Raw genomic sequence first — 12149 nt, forward strand, 5'->3', positions numbered from 1 at the left:
CATCAACAATATAAACTACCAAAAACTAGTGCTGCGTTCTCTTTTTTAACTAGTAGATATCCAAGAGTTATTATAATTAATAAGGACGGAATAGTAACAAACGGATTTACTTATTTGGATTCCAAGAAATTAAACTCAGAATTAACAAAATTAGAAATAAATTAATATTTTGTTGATTGTGTAGAAATTAGCCGTACCTTTGCACGATTTTTAACCGGTTTATAGATGGGCATCTGTAAATCACTAATTTAACAGAATGTCGACATTTAAAGAACTAGGGCTTAGCCAAAATGTGCTAAAAGCCTTAACCGATTTAGGATACGAAAATCCTACACCAATTCAATTACAGTCAATTCCACAAGTACTATCTTCAAAAGTAGATTTAAAAGCTTTTGCACAAACAGGAACAGGAAAAACGGCTGCTTTTAGTTTACCAATTTTAGAACAAATTGATGCTAAAAATAAAAACACTCAAGCTATAATTTTATCACCAACAAGAGAATTAGCAGTTCAAATTGCTAATAACATTGAAGATTTTTCAAAATATTGTGATGGAATAAATTGTTTAGCCGTTTACGGAGGAGCAAGCATTGAAGATCAAATAAGAAAAATTAAAAAAGGTGTACAAATTATTGTTGGAACACCAGGAAGAACAGTAGATTTAATAAATAGAAGAGTATTAGATTTAAATACAATTCAATGGTTAGTTTTAGATGAAGCTGATGAAATGTTGAATATGGGATTTAAAGAAGATTTAGATATTATATTAGAAGCTACTCCAAAAACAAAACAAACGTTATTATTTTCTGCAACATTTCCAAGAGAAGTGGAAGAAATTGCACGTCATTATATGACCAAACCTGTTGAAATAAGTTCAGGTGAAAAAAATAAAGGATCTGATCAAGTTTCACATCAATATTACGTAGTTTCAGAAAGAAACAGATACAATGCTTTAAAAAGAATTGCGGATGTAAACCCAGATATTTACAGTATTATTTTTTGTAGAACTAGAAGAGAAACACAAGAAGTTGCTGATAATTTAATTAGAGACGGATACAATGCAGATGCGCTTCACGGAGATTTATCTCAAGCCCAACGTGATAGTGTAATGGAAAAATTCAGAAAAAAACATTTACAAATACTAGTTGCCACTGATGTTGCAGCCAGAGGATTGGATGTAAACGATTTAACACACGTAATTAACCATAAATTACCAGATCAAATTGAAAGTTACAACCACAGAAGTGGAAGAACCGGAAGAGCTGGTAAAGAAGGTATTTCTATAGCAATTGTTACTGCTCGTGAAAAAGGAAAATTAAGTCCAATTGAAAGAAATATAGGTAAAAAATTTATTAGCACTCCTATTCCAACAGGAAAAGAAATCTGTCAAAATCAATTATTAAAATTAATTGATAAAGTACACGACATTAAAGTAAATGAAGCTGAAATTGAAGAATTCTTACCATCAATCTATGAAAAATTAGAAGGAATGGATAGAGAAGAATTAATTAAACGTTTTGTTTCTTTAGAGTTCAATACCTTTTTAACGTATTACGAAAATGCTCCAGATTTAAATGATAGTGAGCATATGCAACGCTCAGACAGTAGAGGAAAAAGAAGAGATGATGAAAATATGACTCGTTTCTTTATAAATATTGGACGTAAAGACAAATTAAACCCTGCACGTTTAATTGGTTTAATTAACGACCAAAGCATTGCTAAAAATATTGAAATTGGACAAATTGAAATTTTAGATACTTTTTCATTTTTTGAATTAGATAAAAACTACCAAGATGAAACAATTTCAGCATTTCAAAAAAACGATGTTGATTTTGAAGGAAGAAATGTAAACGTTGAAATTACTGAAAAGAAACGCTCAGGAAGAGGCGGTTCTGGAAGAGGTGGTTCTGGAGCTGGTGGAAAAAGAAGAGAAAGAAAGGATAATGATTCCAATTCTTCTGAAGGAAACAGCCGTTCTAGAAGTGGCGGTGGAAGAGCAAGAAGTAAAGATAGAAAAACTGCTGGCGGAGGTGATTTTAGTAAATTTGGAAGAAAACGTTCAGATAGTAAATCAACAAAAAGAAGAGGAAGAGATTAATTTCTTAATATAAAAAAAATAGCGGCTAAATAGCCGCTATTTTTTTTATATTATTTCTCAAACTCTAAAATGGTCTTTTTTATAATTGAAACACAATCTAATAATTGTTCTTCATTCATAACTAAAGGTGGCGCAAACCTAATAATGTTTCCATGTGTAGGTTTTGCTAACAAGCCATTATCGCGTAATTTTATACAAATATCCCAAGCTGTAGAGCTATCTTCTGTATCATTAATAATAATTGCATTTAACAATCCTTTTCCTCTCACTAATTTTACCAAATTGCTAGTAGCTACCAATTTTTCAATTTCATTTCTAAATAATTGGCCTAATTTTTCAGCATTTTCAGCTAGCTTTTCATCTTTTATAACATCTAAAGCTGCAATTGCAACTGCACAAGCTAACGGATTTCCACCAAATGTAGAACCATGTTGTCCAGGTTTTATAACATTCATTATGGCATTATTAGCCAATACTGCAGAAACTGGATATACACCACCACTTAAAGCTTTTCCTAAAATTAAAATATCTGGCTGTACTTTTTCATGATGTACTGCTAATAATTTACCAGTACGTGCAATTCCTGTTTGAACTTCATCTGCAATAAATAATACATCATGTTTTTCACATAATGCTTTTGCCTTTGCTAAATATCCTTCTGAAGGAACATAAACACCTGCTTCACCTTGTATAGGTTCTACTAAAAACCCTGCAATATTTTTTGATGAACTTAAAACTTTTTCAAGTTCAATTAAATTATCAAATTCAATTTTAATAAATCCTGCTGTATACGGACCAAAATTTTTACGAGCATCTTCATCATTAGAAAATGAAATAATGGTTGTTGTTCTTCCGTGAAAATTATTTTTACACACAATTATTTGTGCCTCATTCTCCGGAATTCCCTTTTTTTCATAACTATATTTTCTACATAATTTTATAGCCGTTTCTACAGCTTCTGCACCAGTATTCATTGGTAACACTTTATCAAAACCAAAATATTCGGTTACATATTTTTCATAAGCTCCAAGTATATCATTATAAAACGCACGTGAAGTTAGTGTAAGTGTTGCGGCTTGTTTTGTTAATGCATTAATAATTTTTGGATGACAATGCCCTTGATTAACAGCAGAATACGCCGACAAAAAATCGTAATACCTTTTACCTTCAACATCCCAAACGTACACTCCTTCTCCTCTATTTAGTACAACTGGTAGTGGATGATAATTATGCGCTCCATATTTATCTTCTAAGTCAATTGCTTTTTGTGACGATAATTTTTCAGAAATCATACTTTTTAATAAGTTTTTAAAATTAAAAATTAGTAATTCCTCGTTTTAGGAGAGAAATCATCCTGTTGAATTGCAAATTACAAAATAATTAATCAATTAAATAGTATCAAATTACTCATATTTACGTAAATCTTAATTAATATTTTTTTTGTTATAAAAATCACATATGGTTTAAATTAAATATATAAATTTGTTACTATAATTTTTAAAAATAGAAAAATGAAAAAATCATTATTAGTGCTTAGTTTAGCTGCTGTATTTTTTGCAAGTTGCGGTGACAAAAAGAAAGAAGAAGTAAAAGAAGTAGTTGAAGAAACAGTTGTAGAGGCTGCAAAAGAAGTTGCTCAAGATGTTGTTGGTAATGTAGAATTAGGAAAAAAATTATTTACTGATAAAACTTGTGCTACTTGTCATATGCCAGATACAAAGGTAATTGGACCATCAATAAAAGATATTCATAAAGTTTATGCTGAACAAAATGCAGAAATTATTACCTTTTTAAAAGGAGAAACTCCTGCTATTGTTGATACAGATCCTGGTCAAGTTGCAATTATGAAAGCAAATTTAGATGGTTTTGTTAAAGATTTAACAGCAGAAGAATTAGCATCTATTGTAGCTTATATGAAGAGTGTAAACTAATCAAATAAAATAAATAGAAAAGCATCCCAATTGGGATGCTTTTTTTTTATGTAAATATGGTACATTTGCAAAATGACAAGAAGAAAGACACAAACTATATTTGAAAATATTGAAGTTATTGATGCTGGAGCTCGTGGTAAAACTGTGGCAAAAGCACCAGATGGGCGTGTAATATTTTTAACAAATACAGTTCCAGGAGATATTGTTGATGTAAAAACTGGAAAAAAACGCAAAGCATACTTTGAAGGTACTGCTATTAAATTTCATAAATATTCTGATAAAAGAACAGCGCCTGTTTGCGATCATTTTGAACATTGTGGTGGTTGCAAATGGCAAAATATGAAATATGAACACCAACTTGAATACAAAGAAAATGAAGTTAAAAACAACTTAATAAGAATTGGTCATTTAGATTTGCCAGAAATTACTCCTATTCTTGGTTGTAAAAATATTTTCTTTTATAGAAATAAAATGGAATTTTCATTTTCTAATAGCCGTTGGTTAACATTAGATGAAATAAATTCTAACAAAGAAATTGACAATAAAAATGCTTGTGGTTTCCATATTTCAGGAATGTGGGATAAAATTTTAGATATTAATAAATGTCATTTACAAGAAGACCCATCTAATGATATTCGTAATTTTATTAAAAATTATGGTATTGAAAATGGGCTAGAATTTTACAACCCAAGAGAGCAATCTGGATTATTAAGAACAATTATGTTACGTATTTCTTCAACAGGAGAAATTATGGTAGTTATTCAGTTTTTTAAAGAAGATGTAAAAAAACGCGAAGGTTTATTAAATTCACTTGCTGAAGCATTTCCACAAATCACTTCTTTGCAATATGTAATAAATGGCAAAGGAAACGATACTTTATACGACCAAAATATTATTTTATTTAAAGGAGTAGATCATATTTTTGAAGAAATGGAAGGTTTAAAATTTAAAATTGGACCTAAATCATTTTATCAAACAAATTCTGAACAAGCATACGAACTATATAAAATTACCAGAGATTTTGCTAATTTATCTGGCAATGAAGTAGTGTACGATTTTTATACAGGAACCGGAACAATTGCTCAATTTGTAGCCAAAAACGCCAAAAAAGTAATAGGAGTTGAATCTGTTCCCGAAGCAATTGCCGATGCAAAATTAAATGCACAATTTAACAACATATCTAACGTTGAATTTTATGCAGGTGATATGAAAGATGTTTTTAATGATAGTTTTATAAAAAAACACGGACAGCCAGATGTAATAATTACAGATCCACCACGTGATGGAATGCATAAAAATGTAGTTGCTAAAATTTTAGAAATTGCCCCAAAAAGAATTGTTTATGTAAGTTGTAATTCTGCCACACAAGCCAGAGATTTAGCTTTAATGAAAGAACAATACAAAATAATTAAAACACAAGCGGTTGATATGTTTCCACAAACACATCACGTAGAAAATGTAGTACTTTTAGAACTAATATAAACACAAATGAAAAAATTTAGCATTCTACTTTTTATTCTTTTAATTGCATTTAGCAATTGTGAAAGTGATGATATTTGTTTAGATTCAACTACACCCTATTTAATAATTCGTTTTTATGATGCTGATGATCCAGACACTATTAAATCAGTAAGTTCTCTTACAGTTTGGGCTAATGAAAAAGACAGTATTTATACAAGTGAAGCTTTAGATTCTATTACAATTCCCTTAAACTTAAATGAAAACAGCACTATTTATAAACTGCAATCAGATACAGAAATAGACCAATTAAATATCACTTACGATAGAACAAACGTTTATATTTCGCGCTCTTGTGGATATAAAACTATATTTGAAAATGTAGCCGTAACTTCTACTTATAATTGGATTAAAGATTTTACCCTTACTAGTACAACAATTGAAAATGAAACAAATGCGCATATCAATATTTATCATTAGTCTATTTGTATCAATTGTTGGATTTGCTCAACAAAAAACTGATACTTTAAAATTAAAACAAACTTACGGATTAAGAGTTGGAGCCGATATTAGTAAACCAATAACCTCTTTTATTGATAGCGATAAAAAAGGATTTGAAATTACTGGAGACCTTCGTTTCTCAAAAAATCATTATGCAGCTGCAGAATTAGGATATGAAGATGTAATTACAACTGAAGATTTTATAACTTTTACAACAAGTGGTTCTTACATAAAACTTGGTGTAAATTATAATGCCTATAGAAATTGGGCTGGTATGAATAATGAAATATTTTTTGGAGGACGCTATGCGTTTAGTTTTTTTAGTCAAACTTTAAATAATTACACTCCAAATTCTTATGGAACCTATTTTGAAGCCGATTTAATTGAGCCAAATACTGAATATAAAGATTTATCTGCCCATTGGCTAGAATTTGTTGCTGGAATGAAAGTTGAAACCTTTAAAAATATTTATTTTGGAGCCCAAATAAATATTAAAAAATTGATTACTACAAAAGAACCAGATAATTTCGAAAATTTATATATCCCTGGTTTCAACAAGGTTTTTTCAAACGATTTGGGTATTGGTTTTAATTATTCAATTAGTTACTTAATTCCAATAATTAAAAAGACTAAATAATTTTTTGTACTTTTAATTGTTAATTAAATTTATAATGAAAAATATTCCAAGTCTAGATTTAAACAATTTTTTAAGCGAAGACCCTAAAAAGAAACAACAATTTGTTAAAGAAATTGGTGAAGCCTATGAAGAAATAGGTTTTATTGCGCTAAAAGGTCATTTTTTACCAGATTCTCTTTCAGAAAAGTTGTATAAAGATGTTAAAGCTTTTTTTAATCTGCCTATTGCTACAAAAAAACTGTATGAAATAAAAGGTATTGGTGGCCAAAGAGGTTATACTTCTTTTGGAAAAGAAAGTGCAAAGGGTAAAAAAGAAGGCGATTTAAAAGAATTTTGGCATTTTGGACAAGAAGTTGTTGGAAATGAAAAATTAAAGTCTCAGTATCCATCAAATGTTATTGTAAAAGAACTTCCTAGTTTTAATAAAACCGGAATGGAAGCCTATAAAATGTTAGAAAAAACAGCTATATATGTTTTAAGAGCATTAGCAATTTATATTGGATTGGATGAAAATTACTTTGATAAATACGTTACTAACGGAAACAGTATTTTACGCCCTATTCACTATCCTCCTATTATTGGCGAACCAAAAGGCGCAGTTAGAGCGGCTGCTCACGGCGATATTAATTTAATAACGCTGCTTATGGGAGCTTCAGCAGCAGGATTAGAAGTTCAAAATAAAAAAGGAGAATGGATTCCTGTAACCGCGCTACCTGAACAATTAGTTATTAATGTTGGTGATATGTTAGAGCGCTTAACTAATAATAAGTTACGTTCTACCATACATAGAGTTGTAAATCCTCCACGTGAAGATTGGGATAAACCACGTTATTCAATTCCATTTTTTACACATCCAATTAGTGACATGAAATTGAATTGTTTACCTGAATGCATTACAGAAACACATCCAAAAGTATATGATGATATTACAGCTGGTGAATTTTTAAATGAACGATTAAGAGAATTAGGTTTATTAAAATGATTTCGAAAAAAGTAATATCAATTTTTACTTTTGGCGTATTTTTAATAATCGCCGGAGCTATATTAAAAGTAGCTAAAAACCCTCAAGCTAGTCTAATTTTAGCCACTGGTTTGGTTTTTGAATTATTAGCAGCATTGCTATTTATTTGGAATAAACTAAATAAAAAGTAACTTGTTAAATTATTGAATAATAGTACACATGAGTAAAAAAAAACTAAGTAGTTTGGAAGATTTAGGTGGATTTGTTTTTTCTACAGATACTAATTTTGAATTTGAAAAAGAAGAACAAGAAGAAACCTTAGCTCCCAAAAATCAATTTTTAGAAGCACACTTTTCCAATAAAGGAAGAGGTGGAAAAACAGTTACCGTAATCACTGGTTTTGTTGGAAACGAAGAAGATTTAAAATCTTTGGCCAAAGTATTAAAAACTAAATGTGGTGTTGGCGGTAGTGTTAAAGACAACGAAATTATAATTCAAGGTAATTATAGAGATAAAATAATGGAAATCCTTAAAAAAGAAGGATATAATATAAAACGCGTTGGCGGATAAATTTATGAATAAAATAGCAGCCTCAGAGCTAATCTTAAACCCAGATGGTAGTGTTTATCACTTAAACTTAAAACCAGAAAACATAGCAACAAATATTATTTTTGTGGGCGATCAAAACAGAGTGCCAAAAATATCAGCACATTTTGATAGTGTTGAATTTGAAACTCAAAAAAGAGAATTTAGAACCATTACAGGAACTTATAAAGGAACAAAAATATCAGTAATTTCAACAGGTATAGGTCCTGATAATATTGATATTGTAATGAACGAGTTAGACGCTTTGGTTAATATTAATTTAGAAACCAGAACCTTAAAAAAAGAACATACACAATTAAATATTGTTAGAATTGGTACTTCTGGATCTTTACAAACAGATATTCCTGTAGATAGCTTTGTATTAGCAAAATACGGATTAGGATTTGACGGAATGTTACATTCTTATAATTGTGAGCATATATTAATAAAAGATTTTGAAGATTTATTTATAAAACATACTAATTGGAGCCCTAGAAAAGGACGCCCGTATGTTGTTCAAAATAGCGAGGAATTAGAAAAAAAATTAACAAGCGATAAAGTTTTTGTAGGTGTAACCGCTACAGCTGGAGGTTTTTATGGCCCACAAGGTCGTGTGCTTCGTTTAGCTTTACAAGATCCTGGTTTAAATAATAAGATTGATAATTTTGAATATAACGGAGTACGTATTACCAACTTAGAAATGGAAACCTCAGCAATTTATGGATTGTCAAAATTATTAGGCCACAATGCTTGTTCTATGAATGCTATTATTGCAAACAGAGCAAATGGTACATTTAGTAATGATCCTTATAAATCCGTAGAGGAGCTTATTTTATATACTTTAAATAAATTAGTTTCATAAAATAATATTTAAATTGAAACGTTAATTAATAAAAAATCAAATTTTAATTATGAAAAAAATAGGAATACAACTATTAGGATTAACATTTTTAATTTTACTACTAAGTGCTTGTGGATCATCAAAAAAAGGATGTGGTTTAACTAGTGATGCTACTAAAATTGAACAATCAATAAAAATTGAAAAGATTTCAACTGCTAAAGTTTAATTCTTTATAAATAATTAAAAAATCCGCTATAAGCGGATTTTTTTGTTCTATAATTCAATTAAAATTATTTTAATCCTTATTTAATTAGGTATGTGAAGTTACAACTTTATGTAAAATTACTTTTGCCGATTTTTCGTAATCACTATTCCATTTAAAATAATTACCTGTTTTAAAATAATTATCATGTAAATAACCATTAGTAACGTAATCATAAACAAAAGTATAGTCTATATTTATGCTTTTATTTTCACAAACTAAAGCATAATATAATTTACCATATTCAATTTTTATTTTAATAGTAAATTTTTCATTATCTACTTTTCCAATGGTAATTTTTTCATCATAAGTACTCGTCCAAGATTCACCATTATCTGGTTTCACATAATATTCAATAACTAACGAACCATTTTTCCATTGAACTTTTACGGTTGCAGGTGCACCAACTAAACCAGTTGTTTCTATACCATGAATTTGTGCTACATAGGTTTGTCCACTTCCTTCGCAATACACAACCTCTGCGGTTGATTCTAAAATATGTGTACCGCTAGACATAGACCAATTGTCACTTGTTGTTTGATTTCCTTGCCAAAATTCTCTTAATTCTGTTCTACAGTAATATCCATCGCTTAAAGCAAACGGACCACCTGAAGTTGTAAAACCAGTGTATTTAGTGTACATAGTATAACTTCCATCGGAGTTTTTATAAAAATACTCAGATTGCGCAGCTGTTAAACTATTACTTTCAATTGCCGCATAATATATTGAAGTTGCACTCCCATTTCCACGATCTACTGGAACGGATAAATACCAATTTTTCCAAACAAAATTGGTTTCAGTTGTTGGAGTTGTTGTTAACGCATCTTCTGGCGTTTCATCTATTTCAATTTCCTCTATCTCATTAATATCATCACCTCCTGAACCGCAAGATATTAAGGTTACAAATAAAATTGTAACAACTAATTTAAAATATATTTTTGAAGTGCTTACCATACAATTTTATATAAAACGGACAATACAAGTTACTCTTAAATTTTATTATTACAAAATTACATAACTGTTCAGAAAAATATCACTATTACAAATAATATATTACCATTTTAACATAAATAAATATCATTTTAAAAAAAACAATCTAGAATTATAATCCGAATGGTAATTTTAATATCTGCTTATATTTTTTGCATTAAAATTTCTATTATAATTTTTACTATTTCATTTAACGGTTAATAAAACTTTATTTTTTAACTACCTAAGTTTAACTTATAAATAAGAAAATGGATTTTTTTATATCTAACTAAAGGTTGTATCTTTGCTTCGTTTAAAAAAATAAGAACATGAATAACGGATTATACGCAAAATTTAACACATCAAAAGGTGTTATATTAGTAAATTTAGAATTTGAAAAAACTCCTGGAACAGTTGGTAACTTTGTTGCATTAGCTGAAGGAAATTTAGAAAACAATGCAAAACCTCAAGGAAAACCATATTATAATGGCTTAAAATTCCACAGAGTAATTGCAGATTTTATGATTCAAGGTGGTTGTCCGCTTGGAACAGGAACAGGTTCTCCTGGTTATAGTTTTGATGATGAATTTCACCCAACATTAAAACACAACGGCCCTGGAATTTTGTCTATGGCAAACTCGGGACCAGCATCAAACGGAAGTCAGTTTTTTATTACACACGTTGCTACACCTTGGTTAGATAATAAACATACTGTATTTGGAAACGTTGTTGAAGGACAGGATATTGTTGATGCAATTGCTCAAAACGACGTTTTAGAATCTCTTGAAATTGTAAGAGTTGGTGAAGCTGCAGAAAAATTTAATGCTGTTGAAGCATTTAGAACATTTGAAGGTTCTAGAGCAAAAAGAGAAGCAGAAGCTAAAGCAGCTATAAAAAAACAATTAGATGAAGTTGCTGCTGGTTATGATGAAACACCAAGTGGTTTACGTTATAAAATTTTACAACAAGGTTCAGGTAAAAAAGCTGAAAAAGGAAATCAGGTTTCTGTACATTACAAAGGTCAATTATTAGATGGTCAAGTTTTTGATTCATCATACCAAAGAAAAGAACCAATTGATTTTCAAGTTGGTGTTGGTCAAGTAATTGCGGGTTGGGACGAAGGAATTTTATTATTAAATGTTGGTGATAAAGCTCGTTTTGTAATCCCTTCTAATTTAGCTTATGGAAGCAGAGGTGCAGGTGGAGTTATTCCTCCAGATGCTACACTAATTTTTGATGTAGAGTTAATGAAAGTTTACTAATTTTCACAAATAAGCTTATAAAAAAAAGCCTTTTTGAATACATCAAAAAGGCTTTTTTTATGTGGTAAATTTACTTGGTTACACGTAAAACTTAATAATAAACAAAATTGCAATAATTACCATTATTGGTTTTATCTCTTTATATCTACCAGTTAAAAACTTTAATAATACATACGCAAGCATCCCAAAAACAATTCCTTCTGCAATACTATATGTTAATGGCATCATAACTATAGTAAAAAACGCTGGAATAGATTCTGTAAAGTCATCCAAATTAATTTTCATAATTGGTGAAATCATAAATAATCCAACAATAATTAATGCTGGAGCAGTTGCCGCTGGGGGAATAATCATAAAAATTGGAGCAAAAAATAATGCCAAGGCAAACATTCCTGCTACTGTTAAAGCTGTCATCCCTGTTTTTCCACCTTCCGCTACACCTGCAGCACTTTCTACATAGGTTGTTACTGTTGATGTTCCTAAAATTGCACCAAAAAAAGTACCAATAGCATCTGCAAATAAAGCTTGTTTTACTCTTGGAACATTTCCATCTTTGTCTAACATATCTGCTTTTGATGAAACTCCAACTAACGTTCCAACAGTATCAAACATATCAACAAATAAAAATGTAAATAACACAATTA

Annotated in this window: 14 protein-coding genes; 11 read left to right on the plus strand and 3 right to left on the minus strand. The window is 29.7% G+C overall.

The window, feature by feature from the left end:
- Positions 1–256: 256 nt before the first annotated feature.
- Entirely contained in the window at positions 257–2098 is a 1842-nt protein-coding gene (locus tag ABY298_RS11490; RefSeq protein ID WP_372746199.1) for a DEAD/DEAH box helicase, read from the plus strand.
- A 50-nt stretch (positions 2099–2148) separates the two neighbouring features.
- Here ABY298_RS11490 and rocD read toward each other — a convergent pair whose 3' ends face one another.
- Complete coding sequence (gene rocD / locus ABY298_RS11495) at positions 2149–3390, minus strand: ornithine--oxo-acid transaminase (RefSeq protein WP_372746200.1); 1242 nt, start codon at positions 3388–3390, stop codon at positions 2149–2151.
- A 219-nt stretch (positions 3391–3609) separates the two neighbouring features.
- On the opposite strand from rocD, the gene ABY298_RS11500 reads away from it, so the two are divergent.
- The 9 genes from ABY298_RS11500 (at position 3610) to ABY298_RS11540 (ending at position 9238) form a co-directional block, all read left to right on the plus strand.
- Positions 3610–4029, plus strand: a complete 420-nt coding sequence (locus ABY298_RS11500; protein WP_372746201.1) for a c-type cytochrome — start codon at positions 3610–3612, stop codon at positions 4027–4029.
- A 72-nt stretch (positions 4030–4101) separates the two neighbouring features.
- Entirely contained in the window at positions 4102–5511 is a 1410-nt protein-coding gene (gene rlmD / locus ABY298_RS11505; protein WP_372746202.1) for a 23S rRNA (uracil(1939)-C(5))-methyltransferase RlmD, read from the plus strand.
- 6 nt (positions 5512–5517) lie between these two features.
- A complete protein-coding gene (locus ABY298_RS11510) occupies positions 5518–5967 on the plus strand; it encodes a DUF6452 family protein (RefSeq protein ID WP_372746203.1) in 450 nt (149 codons plus the stop codon).
- Entirely contained in the window at positions 5942–6625 is a 684-nt protein-coding gene (locus tag ABY298_RS11515; RefSeq protein ID WP_372746204.1) for a DUF6048 family protein, read from the plus strand. The genes ABY298_RS11510 and ABY298_RS11515 overlap by 26 nt, the downstream gene beginning before the upstream one ends.
- A 34-nt stretch (positions 6626–6659) precedes the next feature.
- Entirely contained in the window at positions 6660–7607 is a 948-nt protein-coding gene (locus tag ABY298_RS11520) for an isopenicillin N synthase family dioxygenase (protein ID WP_372746205.1), read from the plus strand.
- A complete protein-coding gene (locus tag ABY298_RS11525) occupies positions 7604–7777 on the plus strand; it encodes a hypothetical protein (protein WP_372746206.1) in 174 nt (57 codons plus the stop codon). The genes ABY298_RS11520 and ABY298_RS11525 overlap by 4 nt, the downstream gene beginning before the upstream one ends.
- Before the next feature lie 28 nt (positions 7778–7805).
- On the plus strand, positions 7806–8156 hold the full coding sequence (locus tag ABY298_RS11530) for a translation initiation factor (protein ID WP_372746207.1): 351 nt from the start codon (positions 7806–7808) through the stop codon (positions 8154–8156).
- A 4-nt stretch (positions 8157–8160) separates the two neighbouring features.
- On the plus strand, positions 8161–9033 hold the full coding sequence (locus ABY298_RS11535; protein ID WP_372746208.1) for a nucleoside phosphorylase: 873 nt from the start codon (positions 8161–8163) through the stop codon (positions 9031–9033).
- A gap of 49 nt (positions 9034–9082) precedes the next feature.
- Positions 9083–9238, plus strand: coding sequence for a hypothetical protein (locus ABY298_RS11540; protein WP_372746209.1), 156 nt, complete (start codon positions 9083–9085; stop codon positions 9236–9238).
- 84 nt (positions 9239–9322) lie between these two features.
- On the opposite strand, the gene ABY298_RS11545 is transcribed toward ABY298_RS11540, so the two are convergent.
- A complete protein-coding gene (locus ABY298_RS11545) occupies positions 9323–10228 on the minus strand; it encodes a polysaccharide lyase family 7 protein (protein ID WP_372746210.1) in 906 nt (301 codons plus the stop codon).
- Positions 10229–10572: 344 nt separating this feature from the next.
- Here ABY298_RS11545 and ABY298_RS11550 point away from each other — a divergent pair, with 344 nt between their 5' ends.
- The gene (locus ABY298_RS11550; protein ID WP_372746211.1) at positions 10573–11505 is read left to right on the plus strand and encodes a peptidylprolyl isomerase; all 933 of its coding nucleotides are present in this window, start codon (positions 10573–10575) and stop codon (positions 11503–11505) included.
- Positions 11506–11583: 78 nt separating this feature from the next.
- Here the strand turns inward: ABY298_RS11550 and ABY298_RS11555 are convergent.
- On the minus strand, positions 11584–12149 hold a 566-nt coding region (locus tag ABY298_RS11555), incomplete at its 5' end, for a solute carrier family 23 protein (protein WP_372746213.1).

This window comes from Lutibacter sp., from assembly GCF_041596795.1.
Classification (GTDB): Bacteria; Bacteroidota; Bacteroidia; order Flavobacteriales; family Flavobacteriaceae; genus Lutibacter.